This window comes from Amycolatopsis sp. NPDC114505 (assembly GCF_055633615.1).
The window spans coordinates 1726760-1749873 of record NZ_JBVKDV010000002.1 but is presented as its reverse complement, the minus strand read 5'-3'; the positions used below and the strand labels follow the sequence as shown (position 1 = coordinate 1749873).

The window sequence follows — 23114 nt, the reverse complement described above, 5'->3', positions numbered from 1 at the left end:
GGGTGGGAGGCACGGACGAAGACCCGGCAGAATCGCCGCCGTGACCGATGTGGACGACGACGGCGCCGCCGCGGGCCCCGGCAAGCGGGTCGGCTGGGTCGAGCTGTACTTCGACCTGGTGTTCGTGTTCGCGGTGGGCCAGGTGGCGCACGGCGTGGTCGCGGACCCGCACTGGATGCGCGCCGCCGCCGCGCTCGGCCTGTTCGCGACGCTGTGGTGGACGTGGATCGGCTTCGCCGTGCTCTACAACCGCCGCGGCGACGACCGCCGCACCACCGACCGGCTGTTCGTGCTGGCCGGGACCATCCCCTGCGGGATCGCCGCCACCCAGGCCCACCACGTCTTCGAGGGGCACCCGGCGGTCTTCGCGGCGGCCATGGCCGGGGTCCGCCTGATCCTGGCGGCGGCGCACCGGTGGCCGGCGCGGCCCGGTCTGGACCAGAGGCGGATCAGCTGGGGCTACACGTTTTCGGCGGTCCTGTTCGGCGTTTCGGCGGTCCTCCCGCACACCTGGGCGCTGTGGGCACTGTGGGCGTTCGCGCTGCTGCAGGAGGCCGGGTTCCTGCTGCTCGGCGACCGCCACGAACGGCGCCGCGGCGAGCCCCGGCAGCGGCCGTCGCGGGCGGAGCGGCTACATCCGGGGCCGGGGGCTCCGTCACCCGGAACCCCCGAAGAGCAGTGGCGGATGCTGCTGAAGCCGCCGAGCGACCCGAACCTGGCGGTCGACTCCGCCCATCTCGCCGAACGCTTCGGGCTGTTCATGATCCTGCTCCTCGGCGAGCTCGTGATCACGGTCGGCACGGCCGCGCTGGAGCGCCCGGCCGACGACGTCGCCTACTGGGCGTCGCTGGTCGCCGGCCTGGTGATGGCGGGTGCGCTGTGGTGGCTGTACTTCTCCTCGGCCGCGCGGATCTACGAGCGCTTGCTCGACCTCTCCGGCGGAAACCCCGCGCTCGCCTACTCGCTGTACGCGGTCGGCCACCTCTTCCCGGCCTTCGCGCTGCTGCTCATCGCCGCCGGGGTGAACCTGTCGCTGCACGAGTCCCCGCCCCAGGCGGCGGCGTGGTTCACGACGGCGGGCCTGACGATGTACCTGGCCGGCACCCGTGTGTTCTCGGTGCCCGGACGCCCACGCTGGTACGCGAGCGTGGCCCGGATCGCGGCCCTGGCGGCCACGGCGTGCCTCGCGCTGCTGAGCCTGGTCCTGCCGGCGCCCGCGGTGGTCGTGGTGATCGCGGCGTGGGCGGTGGTCGCCACGATCGTCTCGGCGGGCATCCGCCACCGCGCGCGCGACCGCATGGGCGACGACCCGGTGGCGTTCCTGCGCGGCATCCAGGAGGAGCGGCTGAGGCGGGCCGGGCAGAAAGGCTGAAGCCGGCCGCGCATACTGGACGCCCTCGGCCCAGGGAGGCGATGTGAGCGCGGACCCTTTCGCGCACCCGGCGTTGTTCTACCGCGACGACGCCGAGTACCTGGCCGGAACCGTCCCGTTCGTGTGGGGCGGGCTCGCCGCGGGTGAGCCGGTCGCCGTCGCCGTGCCCGGGCGGAACCTCGGCCTGCTGCGCCGGGAGCTCGGCGCGGACGCCGAAAAGGTCCGCCTGCTGGACATGACCGACGCCGGGCGCAACCCGGGGCGGATCATCCCCCGCGTGCTGCGGGCGTTCGCCGACGCCCACCCGGACGGCCCGGTGCGGATCATCGGCGAACCGATCTGGGCGGAGCGGTCGGCCGTCGAATACCCGGCGTGCGTGCAGCACGAGGCACTCATCAACCGGGCCTTCACCGGCCGGGAGGTGACGATCCTGTGCCCGTACGACGCCGCGGGTCTCGACCCGGCCGCACTCGCCGACGCGGAAGCCACCCACCCGGTCCTGATCGACGGCACCGGCCACCGCCCGAGCACGGCGTACGCCCCCGACGACGTCCTCGCCCGCTACAACCGGCCGCTACCGCCGGCGCCGGATCGCGTGGCCGAGCTAGCGGACACGACGGACCTCGCGGCGGCCCGCGCACTGGCCCACGTCCAGGCGGCCGCCGCCGGGCTGAGCGCCGACCAGGTCGCCGACGTCGAGGTGGTGGTCACGGAGCTGCTGTCGAACTGCGTCGAGCACGGCGGCGGCACCGGCACCGTCCGGCTGTGGAGCGACGAGGGCGAGTTCGTCTGCGAGGTCCACGACGGCGGCGGCACGCTCGCCGACCCACTGGCCGGCCGCCACCCCGCGACGCCGGAGCAGCCCCGGGGGCGCGGGCTGCTGCTGGTCAACTACGTGGCCGACCTGGTCCGCCAGCACACCGGCGACCACGGCACGACGTTCCGGGCGTACTTCCGCGTTTGAGCGACAGTCGCTCGGAAGCCTCCTCAGGGAAGCCCGCTGCACCGGCCAGGACCGACGGCGAGCGGGGCGGGGCCACTGCCGGCGGTGCGTGCCCGGCCGTTTGGAAGCCGGCTCAGGGCAGCCCGCTGCACCCGGCCAGGACCGACGGCGAGCGGAGCGGGGCCACTGTCGGCGGTGCGTGCCCGGCCGCCCGAAAGCCGGCTCAGGGCAGCCCGGCGAGGTCGGCCAGCAAGGCCATGTGGTGCTCGAAGTACTCCGCGCGGGCCTGGACCATGTCGTCGAGGCGGTGGAACACCTCGAAGTTGACCTGGCCGAACAAATGCGTCCACGCGAGCAGCGCCCGGTCCAGCCGCTCCTCGGACAGGCCACCGCCCTGCTCGTCGATCAGCTTGCGCAAGTCAGTGCGCACCGATCCCGGCACCGGGCGTCCCGGCACTTCCGGGGCCTCGCCGACGATCGCCGCCAACAGCAGGATCACCTTCGAGGCCGGGACCACCGTCTCCGGTGGTGCCGCGTAGCCCGGCACGGGGTTGCCGTAGAGCAGGCCGTACTCGGCCGGGTGGGCCAGCGCCCAGGACCGCACCGCGTGGCACGCCGCGAGCCACCGGCCGCGCAGGTCCTCGCGCGGGATCGCCGCCTCCGCCTCGGCCGCCGCCGCGCCCAGGCCCTCGTACGCGTCGATGATCAACGCCGTCAGCAGCGCGTCGCGACTCGGGAAGTACCGGTACAGCGCCGACGCCACGATGCCCAGGTCGCGGCCGACGGCGCGCAGCGACAGGTTCGCGCCCTCCGTGGCGAGGCGGCGGCGGGCGACTTCCTTGATCTCCTGGTGCATCTCCGAGCGGACCCGGGCACGCAGCGACGAGGCGGACACGGTCCCAGTGTCGCACATCCCGAGAACACCCGAACTCGACGAGAACACTGTTCTTGACGCGCGGCCACGCCGAGCCGTACGGTGTTCTTGTTCGAGAACACCGTTCTCTCCTGGGGGGTTTCCATGGCTCTGCACGTCATCGTCGGCGCCGGTCCGGTCGGCACGGCCACCGCACGCCTGCTCGCCGCCCGCGGCGACGAAGTCCGCCTGATCACCCGTCGCGGCGGCGGGCCGTCGCTGAAGGGCGTCCAGCTGGTCGCCGCGGACGCCTCCGACGCCGCCACACTCGCGCGGCACACGGCCGGCGCGGCCGCGCTGTACAGCTGCGCGGGACCGGCCTACCACCGCTGGCCCACCGACTGGCCGCCGCTCGGCGCCGCACTCCTGCACGCGGCCGAGAGCAGCGGCGCGGTGCTCGTCACGACCGGCAACCTCTACGCGTACGGCACCGTCGACGGCCCGATGACCGAAGAACTGCCGGCGCGGCCGAACTCGGTCAAGGGCGAGGTGCGGGCGAAGCTCTGGGCCGACGCCCTCGCGGCGCACGACGCCGGGCGGATCCGCACCACCGAGGTCCGCGGCTCGGACTACCTCGGCGCGGGCACGCAGTCGGCGTTCACGGCCTTGGTGCTGCCGAAGGTCCTGGCCGGCAAGCGCGCTTCGGCCCCGGCCGACCTCGACGCCCCGCACAGCTGGACCTACACCGGCGACGTGGCCCGCACGCTGGTCGCCGCCGCAGCCGACGAACGGGCGTGGGGACGGCCGTGGCACGTGCCGACGGCGCCGGCGGTGTCGCTGCGCCGGCTGGCGACCCGCGCGGCGGAGCTGTCCGGGGCACCGGCGGCCCGCGTCACGACGATGCCCGCCGTCGCCCTGCGCCTGGCCGGGCTCTTCAACCCGGCGGCGCGAGAGATGGTGGAGATGCAGTACCAGCTGCGGGGCCCGTTCGTCCTGGACTCCTCGGCGGCGACGGCGACCTTCGGCATCGAGCCGACCCCCACCGACGACGCCCTGCGGGAGACGATCGGCGCGATGCCGGGAGCCGGCTAGTTCGGGATCTCCGTCGCCCGCTCCCAGCCGGAGGGCAGCGGGCTCAGGTTCAGCGCGTGGTCGAGGCCGCTGCCGGCCAGCGCCCGGCGCACGACCCGGTTGTCGCCGGTGACGATCCGGAGGGTGGTGCTCTCGCGGACCGTCCGGACGTGGATCTCCGCGAGCACCGCGAGGCCGGCCGAGTCCAGGAAGTCGACCTCGGACAGGTCGAGCACCAGGGTCGGGAACCGCCGGTGCGCCCAGGTGCTCAGGACCGAGCCGAGCTCGGCGGCGCTGTCCTCGTCGAGCGCGCCGCGGATCCGGACCATGACCGCGCCGAAGTACGGGCGGATCACCTGGATGTCGAACGGGCTTCGTTCCGTGAGGGGGGACGGCGACATCATGGGGATCGCCGTCGCGGGGTGCTGCACGACCAACATCTTCTTACGCCTTCAGTCGCGGATGGCGCGCCGAGTGGTGTCCAGTGCCCGCTCGGACGCCGGCAAGTCAGGGGAGGGGCGGCTGGTGCTGAACCGCACCTACGCAGCCTAACCCTTGATCCAAACGGCGCAACCCCGCCAACGGCCGAAATCCCGCTCCCCCGCTGTCCGCCGAAAGCGCGCCTTCCCGGCGTACGTACCAAAAACGGGCCCGCGGGCCGCTCACCCTTGACAGCCCGTGCGGGTGACAGTCATGCTCGACGGCGTCTCAGGGTTCCTGATATAGCGCACGGAGGTGCCCGGCGTGACCCGATCGCCGCTCGGTCCGGCCGACTTCGGCCTCGGCAGCTGGCCCGCGCGCCGGGCCCGGATCTCCCCCGGCCGCACCGCGCTGGTGCAGCCCGGCCGCACGCGCACCTACGCCGGGCTCGCCGGCCGCGTCGACCGGCTGGCCGGCGCGCTCGCCCGGCTGGGCGTGCGCCCGGGCGACCGCGTGGCCTACCTCGGCGTCAACGACGTCACGGTCTTCGAGACGCTCTTCGCCACCGCCCGCCTCGGCGCGCTCTTCGTGCCGCTCAACTACCGGCTCTCCCCCGCCGAAATCCGCTACATGCTCGAGGACAGCGGCGCTTCGGTGCTGGTGCACAGCCCGGACACCGACGCCCTGCTGGCCGGCCCGCTGCCGGAGACCCTCCGGCACGTCGTCGCGACGGACCCCGCGTCGTGCCCGGCGGGCGGCCTGGACTTCGAGGCCGAGCTGGCCGCCGCCGGCGACGTGCCGCCCACCGGGGTCGGGCTCGACGACCCCTGTCTGCTGCTCTACACCTCCGGCACCACCGGCCGGCCGAAGGCGGCGGTCCTCACCCACGGGAACCTCACCTGGAACACCGTCAACCAGCTCGCACACCTCGACGTCCTGGGCACCGACCGGGCGCTGTGCATCGCGCCGCTGTTCCACTGCGTCGGGCTGGGCCAGATCACGCTGCCGACGCTGTTCAAGGGCGGCAGCGTGGAACCGGTGGCGAAGTTCGACCCCGGCGCGATCCTCGGCCGGATCGGCGAGGGCGGGATCACGAGCTTCTCCGCGGTCCCCACGATGCTGGAGATGCTGTGCCGCCACGAGGACTGGGGCCGCACGGACCTGAGCTCGCTGACGTGCGTGCTCTACGGCGGTTCGCCGGTCGCCGAACGCGTCGCCCGCGCGTGGCTCGACCGCGGTGTGCAGCTCCTGCAGGGCTACGGCATGACCGAAGCGTCGCCGGGCGTCTCGATGGCCACCCACGAGGGCACGCCCGGCCACCCCGTCGCCGCGGGCGTGCCGCACTTCTTCACCGACGTGGCCGGCCTCGGGCCCGAGCTGACACCCGAACCGCTCGGCGAGACTCCCGCCGAGCTGCTGGTGCGCGGCCCGCACGTGTTCGGCGGCTACTGGAACCGGCCCGAGGAGTCGAAGGCGAGCTTCGTCGAGGACGACTGGTTCCGCACCGGCGACGTCGTCCGCGTCGACGACGACGGCTGGGCCCACGTCGTCGACCGCGTCAAGGACCTGATCATCTCGGGCGGCGAGAACGTCTACCCCGCCGAGATCGAGGCCGTCGCGGTCCGGCTCGACGAGGTCGACGCGTGCGCCGTCGTCGGCGTGACCGACGAACGCTGGGGCGAGGCCGGCGTCGCCTTCGTCGTCCGCCGGGCCGGAGCCGAACTCGGCGAAGCCGCCTTCCGCGCCCACCTCGAAGCGCACCTCGCGCGCTACAAAGTGCCCAAATACGTGCAGTTCACCGAAGCACTGCCGGTCAACGCCACCGGCAAGATCCGCCGCGTCGAGCTCCGCGCGCGAGCCGCCGCATCCTTCCCGAACGGACCCGCATGACGATCCCGCTCCTGCCCTCCTCACTGCGCCTGGAACTGCTCGGCGACGTCGCCGTGCTGCGGCTGGCCCGCCCCGAGAAGCGCAACGCCCTCGACGACGCCACCGTGCTCGGCCTCGAAACGTTCTTCGGCTCGCCGCCGCGCGGGGTCAAGGCCGTCGTGCTCGACGCCGTGGGCGAGCACTTCTCCGCCGGGCTCGACCTTTCCGAGCTCACCGAGCGCGACGCGTTCGAAGGCCTGGAGCACTCGATGATGTGGCACCGCGCCTTCGAGCGGATCGAACGCGGGCAGGTCCCGGTCGTCGCCGTGCTCCGTGGCGCGGTCGTCGGCGGCGGCCTGGAGCTCGCGGCGGCCGCGCACATCCGCGTCGCCGAGCCCTCGGCGTTCTACGCGCTGCCGGAGGGCCAGCGCGGCCTGTTCGTCGGCGGCGGCGCGTCGGTGCGGGTGCCGCGGCTGATCGGCGCGAGCCGGATGGCCGACATGATGCTCACCGGCCGCGTCCTCGACGCCGACGAGGGGCAGGCCGCCGGGCTGTCGCACTACCGCGTCGACGACGGCTTCGAGCACGCGCTCGGCCTCGCCCGCAAGATCGCCACGAACTCGCCGATCACGAACTTCGCCGTGCTGCAGGCACTTCCCCGCATCGCCGAGGCCAACCCGGCCGAGGGCTATTTCATGGAGTCGCTGATGGCGGCCGTCGCGACCGGCAGCGCCGAAGCCAAGGAGCGGATGCAGGCGTTCCTGGACAAGCGCGCCGGGAAGGTCGGCCGATGACCGAGATCGGCCGGTACCTCGAGTGGCTGGCCGAGCGCGGCCACGCCTTCGACGGCTACGCCGCGCTGCACCGCTGGTCGGTGACCGACCTCGACGGCTTCTGGTCGTCGATCAAGGACTTCTTCGGCGTCCGCTTCCACTCCCCCGCTTCGAGCGTCGTGCCGGACCGGCGGATGCCCGGCACCGAGTGGTTCCCCGGCGCGACCCTCAACTACGCCGAGCACGCGCTCGGCGGCCCGTCGGACGGCATCGCCGTCATCGCGTACTCCCAGACCCGCGACCGCACCGAGCTGACGTGGGGCGAGCTGCGCGACCAGGTCGCCCGGGCCCGCGCGGGCCTCGCCCGGCTCGGCGTCGGGCGCGGCGACCGCGTGGTGGCGTACCTGCCGAACATCCCCGAAACCGTGGTCGCCTACCTCGCCGTCGCGAGCCTGGGCGCGGTCTGGGCGTCCTGCGCGCCCGAGTTCGGCGCCCGTTCGGTGGTCGACCGCTTCGGCCAGATCGAGCCGCGGGTCCTGCTGACCGTGGCCGGCTACCGCTACGGCGCCAAGGACGTCGACCGCCGCGCCGAAGTCGCCGAGATCCGCGCCGGCCTGCCGACCGTCGAGCACGTCGTCCACGTCCCCTACGGCGGCCACGACCTCCCGGACACCCTGGGTTGGAGTGCGCTCCTCACCGAGAGCGCGCCCGGGTTCGAACCGGTCGGCTTCGCACACCCGCTGTGCGTCTTGTTCTCCTCCGGCACCACCGGCAAGCCGAAGGCGATCGTGCACGGTCACGGCGGGATCCTGCTGGAACACCTCAAGAACCACGGCCTCAGCTGGGACCTGCACCCCGGCGACCGGATCCTCTGGTTCTCCACCACCGCCTGGATGATGTGGAACGCGCTGGTGTCGGGGCTGCTCACCGGCGCGTCGATCGTGCTGGTCGACGGCAACCCGCTGCACCCCGACCTGGCGTGGCAGTGGCGCCTGGCCGCCGAGACCCGCGCGACGCTGATGGGCGCGAGCCCGGGCTTCCTGATGGCGTGCCGGAAGGCGGGCCTCGACCCGGCCGCGGAGTACGACCTGAGCGCGCTGCGGCAGCTCGGCGCGGCGGGCAGCCCGCTGCCGGCCGAGGGCTACCACTGGGTGCGGGACGTCTTCGGACCGGACGTGCTGCTCAACGTCGGCAGCGGTGGCACCGACGTCTGCAGCGGGATCGTCCAGGGCGGCCCACTGCAGCCGGTGCTCGCCGGCGAGATCTCCGGACCGTGCCTCGGGGTCGACGCGAAGGCGTTCGACGAGCACGGCTTTCCGGTAGTGGGCAAGCTCGGCGAACTCGTGATCACCGCGCCGATGCCGTCCATGCCGGTCGGGTTCTGGGGCGACGACACGGGTTCGCGCTACCGCGAGACGTACTTCTCGACCTACCCCGGCGTCTGGCGCCACGGCGACTGGATCCGGTTCTCCCCCGAGGGGAGCTGCGTCATCGCCGGACGCTCCGACGCGACGCTCAACCGCGGCGGCGTCCGGCTCGGCACCGCCGAGTTCTACGCCGTCGTCGAGGAGCTGCCGGAGGTCGACGACTCCCTCGTCGTGCACCTCGAAGACCCGGCGGGCGGCAACGGCGACCTCCGCCTCTACGTCGTGCTCCGGGACGGCGCCCTGGACACGCCGCTGCGCGAGAAGATCACGACGGCGTTGAAGAGCGCGCTGTCGCCGCGGCACGTGCCGGACACGATCACCGCCGTCCCGGTGATCCCCCGCAACCGCACCGGGAAGAAGCTGGAGCTGCCCGTGAAGAAACTCCTGCTCGGCGCCCGCGTCGACGACGTCGTGGGCCGGGACGTCCTGGCCGACCCCACCGCCCTCGACGCCTTCCGGGCCCGCGCATGAGCACCATCGCGGTCGTCGGCACCGGCGTGATCGGCGCGAGCTGGGCGGGGCTCTTCCTCGCCCACGGCCACGACGTCGTCGCCACCGATCCGGCGCCCGGCGCCGAAGAGCGGCTGCGAGAGGCACTCGAAGACACGGATCGGCTGCGGTTCGTCGCCGACGCCGGCGAAGCGGCCGCGGCGGCGGATTTCGTGCAGGAGAACGGTCCTGAGCGCGAAGACGTCAAGCACGCGCTGTTCGCCGTCCTCGACGAGGCCGCGCGGCCGGACGTGGTCCTGGCGAGCAGCTCGTCCGGGCTGCTGCCCAGCGTCATCGCCCGCGGCTGCCCGCGCCATCCCGAGCGGGTCGTCGTCGGGCACCCGTTCAACCCGCCGCACCTGATCCCGCTCGTCGAGGTCGTGCCCGGCCACGACACCGCGCCCGAGATCGTCGACCGGGCCGTGGCGTTCTACGCCTCGCTCGGCAAGCGGCCGATCCGGCTGGCCCGGGAAGTGCCCGGCCACGTCGCGAACCGGCTGCAGGCCGCGCTGTGGCAGGAGGCGTACTCGCTCGTGGAACGCGGCATCGCGACGGTCGCCGACATCGACACGGCGATCGCGTACGGCCCCGGGCTGCGCTGGGCCGTGCTCGGCCCCTTCCTCAACCAGCACCTCTCCGGCGGCGCGGGCGGGCTCGCGCACGTCCTGGCGCACCTCGGCCCGCCCACCGAAGAGTGGTGGCGCGACCTCGGCCGCGTCCACCTGACCCCGGAGCTGGCCGAGACGCTCGTCGCCGGGGTCGATGCGGAACTCGACGGCATCGGCGACGATCAGCTCGTCGCCGCCCGCGACGCCGTCCTGAACCGTCTGCTGGCCGCCAAGGCCGCGCAGCCCGACCTGCCCTGAACCTGGAGCTTCCGTGGACCTTTCCGCACTGACCGCCATCGACGTCCACACCCACGTCGAGCAGGACGGGCACGGCTGTTTCGCCCTCGACCAGGAGCTGCTGGACGCGTCGGAGAAGTACTTCCGCGCCGGCCAGGACCGGACGCCGACGGTGGCCGCGATCGCCGAGCACTACCGGGCGCGGAACATGGCCGCCGTCGTGTTCACGGTCGAGGCGCCGGCCGCGACCGGGCACCCCGCGCTGTCCAGCGAGGAGATCGCGGACGCGGCCGCCGAGCACGCGGACGTGCTCATCCCGTTCGGCTCGGTCGACCCGCACGCCGGCAAGGCCGCCATGCACCGCGCGCGCCGGCTGGTCACCGACCACGGCGTCCGCGGCTTCAAGTTCCACCCGAGCCTGCAGGCGTTCGAGCCGAACGACGTCCGGTACTACCCGCTGTACGAAGCCATCCAGGAGCTGGGCGTCCCGGCGCTGTTCCACACCGGGCAGACGGGGATCGGCGCCGGGCTGCCGGGCGGGCACGGCATCAAGCTGCGCTACTCGAACCCGATGCTGCTCGACGACGTCGCCGCGGACTTCCCGGAGCTGACGATCATCCTGGCGCACCCGTCGGTGCCGTGGCAGGACGAGGCGATCTCGGTCGCGACGCACAAGGCGAACGTCTACATCGACCTGTCCGGCTGGTCGCCGAAGTACTTCCCCCCGCAGCTGGTCCGCGCGGCGAACTCGCTGCTCAAGCGCAAGGTGCTGTTCGGCTCGGACTTCCCGGTGATCACCCCGGACCGCTGGCTCGCCGACTTCGCGGCCCTCGACATCAAGGACGAGGTGCGGCCGCTGATCCTCAAGGACAACGCCGTCCGGGTGCTCGGCCTGGCCTGAACGTTTGCCCGGTCCGTCCCCGGGCACCCCCCGGGGACTCCGGGAGGTGGCGACATGGCCGAAGGTGACGTGCACACGTATTTCGAAGACGGGCTGTGGAAGAACCGGCTGGAAGGCGGGATCCGGGCGTCCAACACATCGCCGCGCCGGACCGACGCCGTGCTCGCCGGCCGGCTGATCGCGAAGAAGCGGCGGGTCGGGCACGTGGTCCACACGCCGGAGGGCGACGTCGAGGACGAACGCGACTACCGGCGTCCACAGTAGACGAAGACCCGCCCCCGCCCGGCGAAGGCTGGGGGTGTACCTGCGAGCGGAGGCGGGAGCCTGTATCCGTTACAACGCAGGGGAAACGCCGGTGTTCCCGGACGTGACGCGGACCTCAGCGCCGAGGCAGCACGGCCCACACGGTCTTGCCGCCGGAGCGGCACCGGCTGCTCCCCACGTCTTCGCGACCTTGGCGACCATCCGCAGCCCGAGCCCCGTCTCGGTCGGGTCCAGCCCTTCGCGCACGACGGCCGGGCGCGCACTCTCGTCGTCGGCCACCGCGACGGCCAGCCGTCGGCGGCGCAGCTCCATCCGCAGCCGGGGCACCGAATCCGTGTGCCGCAAGGCGTTCTCGACGAGCTCGTTCGCGACCAGCTCGGCGTCCTCGGCCAGCTCGGGCACCCGCCACTCGGCACAGGTCCGCCGGACGAACTCGCGAGCGCACGCCGAGGTGCGCGCCGACCGGATCAGCACCCGCCGGGCCCGCTTCCGCGCCGGGCACACCAGCGCGGCCTCGGCCGCCGCGACATCGGCGTACACGCTTTGGCCGGCCAGCATCGCACGCTGCTCGGGCCGCCCGGTCACGAGCGCGAAGGGAACGGCCGGCCAGTCGCCGACCCGCAGGGCGACGAGCGAGAACACCTTGACCAGCTCGGCATCGCGCAGTTCGAGACGCTCGAGGTCGACGAGCACACCGTTCTCGGCGTCGGCGGCGAACTCGAGCAGGCCGTCGCGGAGCTGGAGATAGGTCGTCTCGTCGAGGACTCCCACGACGGACGTCGCGGTCATGGAGCTGTGCCGGGGAACCAACCGGAGCACCGGAACCACCTCCCGGTGAACCGGATAGCCGGTCTGGAGGCGCTCAAACGGCAGGTTTGCCGGTCCGGCCACCCTGGGTACCCGAGCCGTTTCAGACAACCTGAGGAGCCCACCATCGCCACCGCGGTCCTGTTCGACGTCGACGGCACGCTCGTCGACTCCAACTACCTCCACGTCCACGCCTGGCGGCGGGCGTTCCACGAGCTCGACCGCCCGGTCGACTCCTGGCGCGTGCACCGCGCGCTCGGCAAGGGGTCCGGCAAGCTGCTGAGCACCCTGCTGGGCGACGAGGACGCCGAGCGCGTCGGGGACGAGGTCAAGGACCTGCACAGCCGGTTCTACCGGGAGACGGCCGAGTTGCTGCGGCCGTTCGACCACGCCCGGGACCTGATCCGGGCGCTGACGGCGAAGGGCGTGCGGGTGGTCCTGGCGACGTCGGCGGGTCCGGACGAGCTGGACGAGCTGCGTCGCGTGCTCGACGTCGACGACGTGGTGAAGGACATCGTCGCCGGCCACGACGTCGAGGCGACGAAACCGGACCCGGAACCGGTGCGGGTGGCACTGGAGAAGGCCGGCACGGCCCCGGAAGACACGATCTTCGTCGGCGACGCGGTCTGGGACGTGCGAGCGGCCACGAAGGCCGGCGTGCGCACGATCGGCGTGCTGTCGGGCGGAGTCGGCGCGGCGGAGTTGACGGAAGCGGGAGCGATCGCGACCTACGACGACGTCGCCGCCCTGCTGGCCGACCTGGAGACGAGCCCGCTGGCGAAGCTGTTCAGCTGATGCCGGCTACAAGCATAAACAGCAGTAATTCGAATCAACTTCATTCAACCGACTCCATGAATCTAACCAAATCAGCATCGAGCGGCGATGTCCGCACAACAAACGCGCCGACATCGATTCCAGAATTTATAGATATGCGCATGAGGAACGATGCAGCACGATGACGGACATGCATTGACACACTACCGTCGCCGACAATACTTCTCATTTTCAAGGCAACTTCGCTCGCAGTGTCGCGTCGAAGTTGAACCATCGCGCGACCCGCCCGCCAACGATCAGTTGCCGAAGCAGTGACATCCTCTAAAGTAGCACGCAACATTGCAATCGCTTCATCGCAGTAAGCACGACTAATCGAACCGAGACTCGAACATGCGCTCGATCGATGCAAAGACGACACTCCTGATGAGCTCGCGACCACACGAAGTACCTGAACGACAACATCGAGAGCCCTAGGAGCAACTGCAATTAGCGCAGTCGCTGCCGCGATACGCGCGCCGTCGGGCATCGCAGGGTCCGACATGATCTTCCGCAAGTTGCGCTCAGCCAACGGTCGATAGCGCTCACCAAGATCCAAGAGACATTCAGCTATTCGCCACCGCGCAGCAGGCGATGCGACTTCGCCGCCGGCAAAACTGTCGAGCATTTCCACTACGGAGGCGCGGTCCGATGGGGATGTATCGAATAGAGCGACTGCTGCACGCTGACGCAGAAGTGGCGCAAGGTCGTCATCGAAGACCGCACTCCTGACGAAATTAAGAACATCTCGACTATCGATCCCCCGAATACGCGTCAGGATTGTCGCCGCCTCGATCCGATCCCTATCACTCGTCGAGGCATCTACAAGCATTTCGCGGAGCATCCCAATAACATCTGCCGTCAAATCCCCTAAGGCAGCAATAGCACGCGCCGCAGCAAAACGCTGGCGCCGACTCCGACATTGATCGGTCAAAATCTCGCCTGCCGCCGCCAGCGCGACGAGCCGATTCTTCGAATCCAATTCACCCAGCTTGACCAGCACCTTTAAGATGAAGTTTGGATATTGCCCATCTCTTAGCGCCACACCCTTCAGGGTTCTGCCGGATACCCCTCGAAGCGTAGCCGAAAATTCACCGTACATTACTATTGCATCAAGCTTCTCGTCGACAGTGAATTCGTTGCCACAGATAACATCCCTCAAAGATTGCAACTTCTCTTCTGCCAGAGGCGCGTATGCAATATGAACACTTGATCGACTCGCCACACGATCCCGCAAAGGAACGAACAGGTCATCGACAAGGTCACGCTCAAGCTCAACGGCCGTTGCGTTCTGCCCATACTCGCGCCGAGTCAACCGCTCGACAGCACGCCCACGATCACGTCCGCTCGCACGAGGGTCCTGCGCCACGGAGACGATGGCATTGACCCGCCCGTCTCGACTTATCGAATTTATCTCCACAAGCAAGTCAGTTATCAATATTTTGTCCCCAGGCCCCGTGAACGGCATGACCAGGAGATCACCGAAGAATTCAACCATCTGCCGCCAGGTGGACGACGCCAGGCACATGAGATGCCTGGCCGCCGCACATCGGTCCACTATCGACGCGACTGCACCGAACACTATCTCAGCCAAGATGCGTTCCGCTTCCAATCGGTACGACTCATCAGCTCTGGCCAGGTGCCAGATTGCAGCAACACGTCCCCGAATGGAGCCGCCGCCGTCGATAACGATCTGTCGAAGAATCTCTGCAGCCTTCTCACGAAACCTACCGCACAACTCTATTGGCAGCGCGGAGAGCGGCACGCGCAGCTCAATTGCATCACGTGATTCCGCCATTAAAGTCAGCAGTTTACCAACAACTTGTTCCACATAAAGAGAGTCTAACTCGATCAAGTCTCTGGCAACCGCACTTCGCAACCAAGGCTCAGTTTCCGGATGGTCAAGAATAAAGAACAAAACAACCTCGCAATCGCGTCGAAGCTCAGGAGCAAGAGGGATGAGCTCCGACGCGACTTGCCTCCGAAAGGACGGATCGGCAGAGGAGTCGAAGAGCATTCGACTTAGGCCGCCGACAGCTTCGGACTGATACTCGCGACCAAGACCCGCCAGTGCCGCCAAAGCCTCGAAACGCCTATCAAACTCAAAGTTATCATTTTTTGATATTAAACGAAGAAAGGCTGCAATTTCGATGCGACGCTCAAGGCTTAGCATCCCCGCAGCTCGCGAGATAAGGCTGTATCGGAAATACTCCTTTGACTGCGACCAAAGCAGTATAGACAGCCCTGCAGCTACATCTTCTTGATAGCCTCGTCCCAGGTTCGCCAACGTTTCAGCTGCATCGACACGGCATCGCCAATCAGCGGAGATATCCAACAGAATACTATGCAAAATACTCGCAGACTCAGTTCGGTAAAGCGATCCGAGGTCGGCAAGTTTCTGTGTCGCAGCCAGGCTAGCCGACGTTTCAAGCGCCCCGCTTCTCGAGACCACAGACCTCATTACGCCAACTGCTGCTGCATGAAATTCAGCATCCAACTGCGCTAGCTTTGCCGCCGCGACAACTCTACCTTCGTCATCGACAGCCGGATCGACAACGATGGCGCGTAGGATAGAATCACATTCGCCGTGTAGTTCAGTGCTCAAGTCGACGAGATTGCCCACTGCCCGAACGCGCGTTTCTAGGTCGATCCTACGGTCGTTTGCGCGCTCACGGAGTAATTGCACGGCCAAGGCGCGGCATGAACCTCCCAGATTCGCAAGTGCGGCAGCCGCTTCACAGCCATGCCAGTCACGCGCGCGGGGACTAATCGCGATGCGATGCAGCTCACCCGCAGCTTCGTCGTGATATTGCGGACCCAGTTCCGCTAGGCCCTTTGCTGCCCAAAATTGCGGATTAACTCCGAAACCAGGATCCGAAAGAACACGACGAAGGTGAGTAGCGGCATCTGCGTGACGCCCCGGAGCAACTTTCGCCAAAGCCGTCGCAGCCTGCCAGCTCTCCTGAGGGCGAATAAGCGGCTCAGCCAATACCGCGAGTACGTGACCTGCGGCTCGAGAGACATACTCTGGCCCAAGTTGCGCGAGCGCTTCAGCGAAGTAGAAGCGACACCACCTACCCTCACTTCGGTCAACAATAAACCTCTCGAACAAGTCTGCTGCCGATTGTATGTATATCGACCTCAATTCACCAAGAGCCCTCACCGCCTCAATTCGACGGTAGTACTGGGCTCCGATATCAGCAGCAAGTAAGCGGAAGACCGACGCCGCCTCCTCATGAAACTCCGGCCCGATCTCCGCCAAACCGATCGCAGCATGAAGCCGGTGCGGAGGTGACATCAGAGGATCTCTCGCCGCACCTCGCAAAATTTCAATGACTTCCGCTTGGTATTCAGATCCAGCATCTGACAGCGCAACGGCCGCGCCTCGCAGTGCGTAACTGGTAATACCATTATCCGCAAGAACGGAACGGAGACCTTCCACGGCAGCATCGTGTTGATCTAGTCCGAGCTGAGCGAGCCCTTCCGCCGCCGCGAATCGCTCATCGATATCGATATTCGGGTCGGTTATGACATGGCGCAGGAGACTTACGGCGTCGTCAGCACCATCGCGAAGTCGAGTGCACAGCACAGTGGCCGCCTCGATCCGACATCCCCACGTAACCTTGGACTCATGGATAAGCTCACCGAGCCAGTCACCAAGGCGTGGATAATGGGTTGCGCGAGTAGCTTGTCGAAAGATCGGAAAGCCACCTATGGTCATTGCCCATTTACGTGCCGTTTCGAGAAATAATTCCAGAACTTCCGCACTTGCCGGCGCATGCCGCGACAACAGCTCAGCAGCAACCAATTGCAGATCAGAGGAGCTTTCGTGCAGCCACGAGATCAGGCCATCAGTGTCTTCAGGATACAGGTGACTGTAGTGCAGAAGCACCGCACGCGCATGTTCTTTAGTCAATCCATACTGTGCCTCATGGATGAGTTGAGACCAAGCTGCGTCGCCCGCAGCAAAGGGCGAGGTTAGCCTCCGAGCGTCCGCCGTAGCGGCTAAATGCTCAGCAAAAGTGTGGTGCAAGAATTGAACGTCATCACCATTCACTACGAGTGGCCCAATGATCGGCAAAAGACCGGCGAGTTCGACCTTCCACCCCGCCGGACGCTGTCGAGGTGTGGTGAGTTCGAGAATCCGGCGCTGCGCCGCTGCGACGAGGGAACCGTCACCGTGGAACCGCGTCGCCCCCAGGTGCTCCAGCAAGTCAGTCCGCAGGTCACGGACAATCAGGGCAAAAGGTCCGCACTCGTCCGGCCACCGGCGAGCCGAAGCGAGATAGGTCAAGTACTCCTCGTAGAGATCGAACTGGTTGTCGGGCAGAGGACGGTCGCCGTGCTGCTCGAAGATAATTGCGGCAATGGTGGCCAGTAGCGGGACTCGGACAAGTTCTTCGAGATGCGCCTTCCGAACCTGACTCAGAAAGCGTCGCCCGTCACTCTGCTCGCCGAACCAGTGGCCGACGAATCTCCGCAGGGTCTCGGCATCGAAGGCCTGCAACTCATAGCGGGCGACGCCTCGTTGCAGTGGTGCAAGCCCCCCACTCTCCAATGGCCGACTGGTCACGACCAGTCGGTACGGTTGATCCGGCGATTGAGAGATCCACTGGGACAGAATCCTCACAAATCGAGTTCGAACGTCCGAATCGGCGATTTCATCCAGAGCATCGATTAGCAGCAGCCACCGACAGCCCGCCACTCGATCGACTAGAAAATTGGAATCAACAGGCGCAGTCAATAATGATCCGTACTCACTTGAGATGGCGAGCGCCAAAGCCTCGGGCATGGGCAGACCTATTCGTGCTGCAAGTATCTTGGCCGGCAAACGCAAGGGGACCACCGGTTCATCGAGTGGCGGATCACCTTCGGTGACAGTCTCACTGCCGTCGTCCCGCCCCTGCCACAGCCTGGCGATATCGGCGGCAAGCCGCAGTGTAAGCGTCGATTTTCCCTGCCCAGGCCCCCCGGTTATAAGCACGTGATCGTCACCGTCGAGCACATCACGGACCGGACGAGACGGCGACCGCATTACCAACCTCGGGGCTGTGGACACGGTTCCCCGCACTTCCTTCCCGTCGTGCGGCCTTGCCGCGCCGTCAATGATCGTGGTATTTCGCGCGGACGACCCCGGCATCCGCCAGTCTGCCTGGGCGTCATCGAATCCACGGCCTAGCTCTTGACGGACATAGACAGTAGTCAAGGTCGCCTTGCGTGCGCCCGGGAGGCGGTAGGGCAGCTCTTCGGCCATCCGAGTTTGAGCCGCGATTAAGGACATCAACTCCGCGGGCAGGGCCGGAAGCCGGTCCCAACCGAGAATCGGAAGCGCGGCGCGGTCCAGACGAGCTCGTTGTTGACGCTGATACCGGCCGTCGCGGGCATCCTGCCAGAGCCGGAGTGCCCGGTACTGATCGAGACCCAAGGCCTCTACCAGGAGATCCAACGTCTCGCGAGTGGGAAGGTACCGTCCGCTGCACACTTCCGACACCTTGCTTCTCGATAGTCCGATTCGACGACCTACCCAATCCTGGCTGACCTTCGCCACGGCACGCGCCCGGTCGACCTCTGCGGCGAACAATCGTTCTTGATGGGAAAGTTCACCTCTTCGCTCAGCGTCAGAACTCGTCACCTGCGCGCCCCTCCGTCGATACGTCCTACCCAGATTCCCGGCTTTGTCCCCTCCCTTACAGGACACCTGGGAGTCAGTTCAAGCTGTGCAGCATGATCGTTGACAAGCTTGCACACCGCGCCATCGTCGCCGTCGACATAGAGAGCTCTACGACCCGGACGAACTCGATCAAGGCTTCGCTGCGAAAATCGATGTACGAGGCGTTCAACGCCGCTCTGCGAGCCGCTGCGATCACCGAACACGAGCGGGATCCTCTAGTTGATCTAGGCGACGGCATCTTGGCGCTCGTTCACCCGGCCGACGACATCCCGAAGACGGAACTGCTCAGCACGGTGATGAGGTGTCTGGCCACGCAGCTTACCGATCGGGCCTACGATTCCGGTCACGCACGGTTACGATTGCGCGCCGTCGTACATTCGGGTGAAGTTCACTACGATGAGCGAGGGTGCTTCGGCGAATCACTCGATATCGCCTTTAGACTACTCAACGCTCCTGAAGTTAAAGATCATCTCCGGCGATCGACAACATCGCTCAGCATTGTCGTATCCGACGAGATATACCGATCAACTGGGCGACATGGCTACCGAGGCCTTCCGTCAAGCCACTTCAAACGGATTACGCGCGTCCGAGTCGGCGGACGTATCCACCACGGATGGATTTATGCGCCGTAATTCCGGCCACTTTCGCGAGGAGGCAGGTCTGCGTCCCACCGTTCTTGGTCAAGTACCAAAGTCGCGGCGCGACCTGCGGCTGGACCACCTTCGAAGAAGCGGGCCCATCGCCGTCACGAGGTTTTGACCTTCCGGGCCACCAGCCGCTCGACGAGGCCCAGCTTGAACCGCTCCTGACGGTCGATCGGTAACCCGAGCCCCTCGACCAGCTTCAGCGGGCGCCGCCGGAAGTGCTCGCCCGCCAAGGGGACGCTCGCCAGCTCCACCAGCCACTGCATCCCCCGCACCACCCACGACGACGACGCCACGTGGTCGACCAGGATCAGCCGCCCGCCCGGACGCAGGACCCGGGTCATCTCGGCCACCGCCGTCGCCGGGTCCGGGATCGCGCAGAGGCCGAACGTGCACACCACCGTGTCGAACGACGCCTCCGCGAACGGCAGCTCGTGCGCGCTGCCCTGCTGAAAAGTGACCTCGCGGCCGAGGTCGCGGGCTCGTGCCCGCGCGAGGTCGAGCATCCCGGCGCTCAGGTCGAGCCCGGTGAGCGTCACCCCGCCGGGGTACCAGGCCAGGTTGAGCCCGGTCCCGACGGCGACTTCCAGCACCTCGCCGGTGGCCTGCCCGCAGGCCCACTCGCGCGAGTCGCCGAAGAGGCGGCGGTCCCAGACGCCCATCTCCGCGTCGTAGCTCGCCGACTTGCGGTCCCAGTACCGGTTCCACCGCTCCGCCTTCGTCATGCCCCCCAGCGAAGCACGAACCGGCCCGGGATCGGGTGATCCCGGGCCGGAAACCCGTCAGCCGAACATGCCGGGCTCGTACGAGCCGCCCTTCTGGTGCAGGATCACCGCGAGCCGGTTGGCCGAGTTCATCTGGGCCACCAGCGCCACGAGCGCGGCGGTCCGGTCGTCGTCGTAGTGCTTGCGCACGCTGTCCCACGTGTCGTCGGAGACGCCGGGGGCGGCGTCGGCGATCCGGGTGCCCTCCTCGGCCAGTGCCAGCGCGGCCTGCTCGGCCTCGCTGAACACCGTGGCCTCGCGCCAGGCGGCGACCAGGTTGATCCGCACCGCGGTCTCGCCGGCGGCCGCCAGCTCCCGGGTGTGGATGTCGACGCACCAGCCGCAGCCGTTGATCTGGCTGACGCGCAGCGACACCAGCTCCTGCGTGATCTTCGGCAGCGGCGACTGGATGATCGCCAGGCTCGCGGTGCCGAACCGCTTGACGAACTTGGCGCCGATCTCGTTGTCGGTCAGGCTGAATCGGGGTTCCATGGTTCCTCTTCCGTGGTCGTGAACCGGACGACCACGAGATGCCGCACCACCCCGGTCCCGTGACAGTGACGACGGTCACGGTCACAAACCGGCTCCGAAGAGCATCTGGTGGGAAACTCCGCGAGACGAAAGAGGAGCCACCATGGCCGATCCCGCCACCGACGCGTTCCTCGCCCACCGGAACCTGCTGTTCACCGTCGCCTACCAGATGCTCGGCTCGGCGGCCGACGCCGAGGACGTCCTGCAGGAGACCTGGCTGCGCTGGGTGGGCGTGAACCTCGCCGCCGTGCGCGACGAGCGCGCGTACCTGGTCCGGATCACCACGCGCCAGGCCCTGATGCGGCTGCGGACGCTCGGCCGGCGCAAGGAGTCCTACGTCGGCCCGTGGCTGCCCGAGCCGCTGCTGACCGCGCCCGACGTCGCCGAGGACGTCGAGCTGGCCGACAGCGTCTCGATGGCGATGCTGCTGGTGCTGGAGACGCTGACGCCGGCCGAGCGGGCGGTGTTCGTGCTGCGCGAGGTGTTCGACCTGGGCTACGACGAGATCGCCGAAGCCGTCGGCAAGACCCCGGCCGCGGTCCGCCAGATCGCCCACCGAGCGCGTTCCCACGTGGCCGCCCGCCGCCCCCGCGGCGACGTCTCCCCCACGACGTCCCGCGACGCACTGGCGGCGTTCCAGCGCGCGGTTCAGACGGGCGACCTGCAGCACCTGCTGGACGTCCTCGCCCCGAACGTGGTGTTCCTGGGCGACGGCGGCGGGGTCGTCCAGGCGGTGCTGGAGCCGGTCGTGGGGGCACCGGACGTGGCCCGCCTGCTGGCGGCCGGACTCGGCAACTTCGCGACGGGGTCCCTGGCGACGGCCCAGGTCAACGGCTACCCGGCGCTGCTCCTGCGCCGCGACGGCGAGGTCGACACGGTACTGGCGGTCCGCATCGACGACGGGCTCATCACGGGCCTGTACGCGGTGCGCAACCCGGCGAAGCTGTCGCGTTTGGACGAAGAGACGACGCTGCGGCGTTGACCGCGCGCTCGCCCCGGGCCTGACCGAAGCGCAAACCGCCAAGACCAGGACCACCCACGAGGCCGTGGTGCAGTCGCGTCGCCTCGATCCAGGTCTTCCCGTCGAGCGGTTCGCGTTGGCACTGCGCGATCTCCACCGTCAGGCGGGCCGGCCGGGGCTGCACGCCGACCACCGAGATGCGCGACTGGGCAGGACAGTCCGCTGCTGCGTAGGGCAGTTCGAGCAGCTGTGGCTCGAATCCCGCCCTCTCAGCGGTGTTTCTCGTTGAGGTCCTTCGCTTTGACACCAACCAAAAGCACCACCACCGCCACCAGCACGATCCCCGAGCTGATCACCAGCCCCAGCGACAGGCTCCCGGTCGACGCCTGGATGAACCCCAGCAACGATGGCGATGCCGCCGCCGCGAAGGAGCCCATCGACGTCACCACCGCGATGCCCGTCGCCGCCGCGCTTTCGCTCAGGTAGATCGACGGGATCGAGTAGAACACCGTCAAACCCGAGTAGTGCGCCGCCGCCATCACCGCGAGCAGGATGACCACCACCAGGACGCTTCCGCCCGAGAACGCGAGCGCCAGCATCGCCGCGGCCGCCACCAGCCAGCTCACCGCCGCGTGCCAGCGGCGCTCGAGCGTCCGGTCGGAATGGCGGCCGACCACCAGCATCACGACGATGCCGAGCAGCGGCGGGATCGCCGAGAAGAACCCGAGGTTCAGCACGTCGCCGACGCCGGCCTCGGCGATGATCCGCGGCGTCCAGTACGAGACGGCGTTGGCGAGCGTGTACGCCCCGCACGCGCACAGCCCGAGGATCCAGACCTTCGGGTCGCGCAACGCCGAAAGCATGCCGCCGTGCCGAGCCGACGACTCCCCCTTCGAGCTCCGCTCGGCCTCCAAATCGGCCCGCACCAACGCCTTCTGCGCCGGGCTGAGCCACTTCGCCTGCTCCGGCTCGTCGACGAGGAAGAACGCGACCAGCACGGCGAGCAGGATCGGCGGGATACCTTCGATGAGGAACAGCCACTGCCAGTCGGCCAGGCCGGCGACGCCGCCGAGCGCGTGCATGATCCAGCCGGAGACCAGCGACCCGAGTACACCCGACACCGGGACGCCGATGAAGAACACCGCGGTCATCCGCGTCCGGCGCGCGGACGGGAACCACCGCGACAGCAGGTAGAGCGCCCCGGGGAAGAAGCCCGCTTCGGCGACGCCGAGCAGGAACCGGGCGATGTAGAACGTCGTTTCGTCGCGCACGAACAGCGTCACGATCGTGACGACGCCCCAGGTCGCCATGATCCGGACGAGCGTCTTGCGGGCGCCGATCTTCGCCAGCAGGGCGTTGCTGGGGACCTCGAAGAGGATGAACCCGACGAAGAACAGCGTGACGCCGAGCCCGTAGACCGCCGAGCCGAAGCCGAGGTCGCGCTTGAGGCCCTGCTGCGCGATGCCGATGTTCGTGCGGTCGATGAAGCTGACGACGTAGCAGACCACGAGCAGCGGCATGACCCGCAGGGCGATGGTCCGGTAGGTGGACGCGCGGTCGGCGCCGCCGATCGCGGGCGGCCGTCCGGTGACGGCGGGGTGTTCGGCCACGGCTACTCGACTCCTTCGTCAGGCGGGGCGTGCGGCGCCAGTCTCGACATCTGGTGTTGTGTTTGTCAACACCGGATCGGCAACGGCTA

The 23114-nt window shown here is 68.3% G+C and carries 19 protein-coding genes and 1 pseudogene; 12 read left to right on the top strand and 8 right to left on the bottom strand.

What is annotated here, in order from left to right; all coding sequences use genetic code 11:
• Positions 1-40: 40 nt before the first annotated feature.
• Together ACZ7OU_RS26130 and ACZ7OU_RS26125 are read left to right on the top strand one after the other, a co-directional pair.
• Positions 41-1372 (top strand): low temperature requirement protein A, encoded by a 1332-nt coding sequence (locus ACZ7OU_RS26130; protein WP_470257105.1) that lies wholly within the window; start codon positions 41-43, stop codon positions 1370-1372.
• Positions 1373-1415: 43 nt separating this feature from the next.
• A complete protein-coding gene (locus tag ACZ7OU_RS26125) occupies positions 1416-2336 on the top strand; it encodes an anti-sigma factor RsbA family regulatory protein (RefSeq protein ID WP_470257104.1) in 921 nt (306 codons plus the stop codon).
• Between the two features lie 202 nt (positions 2337-2538).
• Here the strand turns inward: ACZ7OU_RS26125 and ACZ7OU_RS26120 are convergent, their stop codons facing one another.
• On the bottom strand, positions 2539-3210 hold the full coding sequence (locus ACZ7OU_RS26120; RefSeq protein ID WP_470257103.1) for a TetR/AcrR family transcriptional regulator: 672 nt from the start codon (positions 3208-3210) through the stop codon (positions 2539-2541).
• 123 nt (positions 3211-3333) lie between these two features.
• Here ACZ7OU_RS26120 and ACZ7OU_RS26115 point away from each other — a divergent pair, with 123 nt between their 5' ends.
• Complete coding sequence (locus ACZ7OU_RS26115; RefSeq protein WP_470257102.1) at positions 3334-4260, top strand: NAD-dependent epimerase/dehydratase family protein; 927 nt, start codon at positions 3334-3336, stop codon at positions 4258-4260.
• Here the strand turns inward: ACZ7OU_RS26115 and ACZ7OU_RS26110 are convergent.
• The gene (locus ACZ7OU_RS26110; RefSeq protein WP_470237465.1) at positions 4257-4679 is read right to left on the bottom strand and encodes an STAS domain-containing protein; all 423 of its coding nucleotides are present in this window, start codon (positions 4677-4679) and stop codon (positions 4257-4259) included. The genes ACZ7OU_RS26115 and ACZ7OU_RS26110 overlap by 4 nt on opposite strands.
• A gap of 304 nt (positions 4680-4983) precedes the next feature.
• On the opposite strand from ACZ7OU_RS26110, the gene ACZ7OU_RS26105 reads away from it, so the two are divergent.
• The 6 genes from ACZ7OU_RS26105 to ACZ7OU_RS26080 are packed head-to-tail and all read left to right on the top strand — an operon-like array spanning position 4984 to position 11227.
• Complete coding sequence (locus ACZ7OU_RS26105) at positions 4984-6549, top strand: acyl-CoA synthetase (RefSeq protein ID WP_470257101.1); 1566 nt, start codon at positions 4984-4986, stop codon at positions 6547-6549.
• Positions 6546-7322 (top strand): crotonase/enoyl-CoA hydratase family protein, encoded by a 777-nt coding sequence (locus ACZ7OU_RS26100; protein ID WP_470237467.1) that lies wholly within the window; start codon positions 6546-6548, stop codon positions 7320-7322. The genes ACZ7OU_RS26105 and ACZ7OU_RS26100 overlap by 4 nt, the downstream gene beginning before the upstream one ends.
• Positions 7319-9199, top strand: a complete 1881-nt coding sequence (locus ACZ7OU_RS26095; protein ID WP_470237468.1) for an acetoacetate--CoA ligase — start codon at positions 7319-7321, stop codon at positions 9197-9199. Before ACZ7OU_RS26100 ends, ACZ7OU_RS26095 begins: the two co-directional genes overlap by 4 nt.
• Positions 9196-10083, top strand: coding sequence for a 3-hydroxyacyl-CoA dehydrogenase NAD-binding domain-containing protein (locus tag ACZ7OU_RS26090; protein ID WP_470237469.1), 888 nt, complete (start codon positions 9196-9198; stop codon positions 10081-10083). Before ACZ7OU_RS26095 ends, ACZ7OU_RS26090 begins: the two co-directional genes overlap by 4 nt.
• Positions 10084-10096: 13 nt before the next feature.
• Positions 10097-10963, top strand: coding sequence for a 4-hydroxyphenyl-beta-ketoacyl-CoA hydrolase (gene couO, locus ACZ7OU_RS26085; protein WP_470257100.1), 867 nt, complete (start codon positions 10097-10099; stop codon positions 10961-10963).
• A gap of 54 nt (positions 10964-11017) precedes the next feature.
• Positions 11018-11227 (top strand): DUF2188 domain-containing protein, encoded by a 210-nt coding sequence (locus ACZ7OU_RS26080; protein ID WP_470237471.1) that lies wholly within the window; start codon positions 11018-11020, stop codon positions 11225-11227.
• 69 nt (positions 11228-11296) lie between these two features.
• On the opposite strand, the gene ACZ7OU_RS26075 is transcribed toward ACZ7OU_RS26080, so the two are convergent.
• Positions 11297-12046 carry an ATP-binding protein gene (locus ACZ7OU_RS26075; RefSeq protein ID WP_470257099.1) on the bottom strand — a complete coding sequence of 250 codons (750 nt, stop codon included), beginning with the start codon at positions 12044-12046 and terminating at the stop codon, positions 11297-11299.
• A gap of 15 nt (positions 12047-12061) precedes the next feature.
• On the opposite strand from ACZ7OU_RS26075, the gene ACZ7OU_RS26070 reads away from it, so the two are divergent.
• Positions 12062-12829 carry an HAD family hydrolase gene (locus ACZ7OU_RS26070; RefSeq protein WP_470257098.1) on the top strand — a complete coding sequence of 256 codons (768 nt, stop codon included), beginning with the start codon at positions 12062-12064 and terminating at the stop codon, positions 12827-12829.
• Positions 12830-12869: 40 nt separating this feature from the next.
• On the opposite strand, the gene ACZ7OU_RS26065 is transcribed toward ACZ7OU_RS26070, so the two are convergent.
• The gene (locus ACZ7OU_RS26065) at positions 12870-17849 is read right to left on the bottom strand and encodes an NACHT domain-containing protein (protein WP_470257671.1); all 4980 of its coding nucleotides are present in this window, start codon (positions 17847-17849) and stop codon (positions 12870-12872) included.
• A gap of 417 nt (positions 17850-18266) precedes the next feature.
• Positions 18267-18476 (bottom strand): annotated as a pseudogene (locus tag ACZ7OU_RS26060) (helix-turn-helix domain-containing protein); the annotation flags it as partial.
• 92 nt (positions 18477-18568) lie between these two features.
• On the opposite strand from ACZ7OU_RS26060, the gene ACZ7OU_RS26055 reads away from it, so the two are divergent.
• On the top strand, positions 18569-19147 hold the full coding sequence (locus ACZ7OU_RS26055; RefSeq protein ID WP_470257097.1) for a hypothetical protein: 579 nt from the start codon (positions 18569-18571) through the stop codon (positions 19145-19147).
• Between the two features lie 113 nt (positions 19148-19260).
• On the opposite strand, the gene ACZ7OU_RS26050 is transcribed toward ACZ7OU_RS26055, so the two are convergent.
• Both ACZ7OU_RS26050 and ACZ7OU_RS26045 read right to left on the bottom strand, forming a co-directional pair.
• The gene (locus ACZ7OU_RS26050) at positions 19261-19884 is read right to left on the bottom strand and encodes a class I SAM-dependent methyltransferase (RefSeq protein WP_470257096.1); all 624 of its coding nucleotides are present in this window, start codon (positions 19882-19884) and stop codon (positions 19261-19263) included.
• Between the two features lie 57 nt (positions 19885-19941).
• Positions 19942-20415: a carboxymuconolactone decarboxylase family protein gene (locus ACZ7OU_RS26045; protein WP_470257095.1), complete on the bottom strand. Its 474-nt coding sequence runs from the start codon at positions 20413-20415 to the stop codon at positions 19942-19944.
• Between the two features lie 142 nt (positions 20416-20557).
• Here ACZ7OU_RS26045 and ACZ7OU_RS26040 point away from each other — a divergent pair, with 142 nt between their 5' ends.
• Complete coding sequence (locus ACZ7OU_RS26040; RefSeq protein ID WP_470257094.1) at positions 20558-21436, top strand: RNA polymerase sigma-70 factor; 879 nt, start codon at positions 20558-20560, stop codon at positions 21434-21436.
• A 248-nt stretch (positions 21437-21684) separates the two neighbouring features.
• On the opposite strand, the gene ACZ7OU_RS26035 is transcribed toward ACZ7OU_RS26040, so the two are convergent.
• The gene (locus ACZ7OU_RS26035; protein WP_470237477.1) at positions 21685-23025 is read right to left on the bottom strand and encodes an MFS transporter; all 1341 of its coding nucleotides are present in this window, start codon (positions 23023-23025) and stop codon (positions 21685-21687) included.
• Positions 23026-23114: the final 89 nt, after the last annotated feature.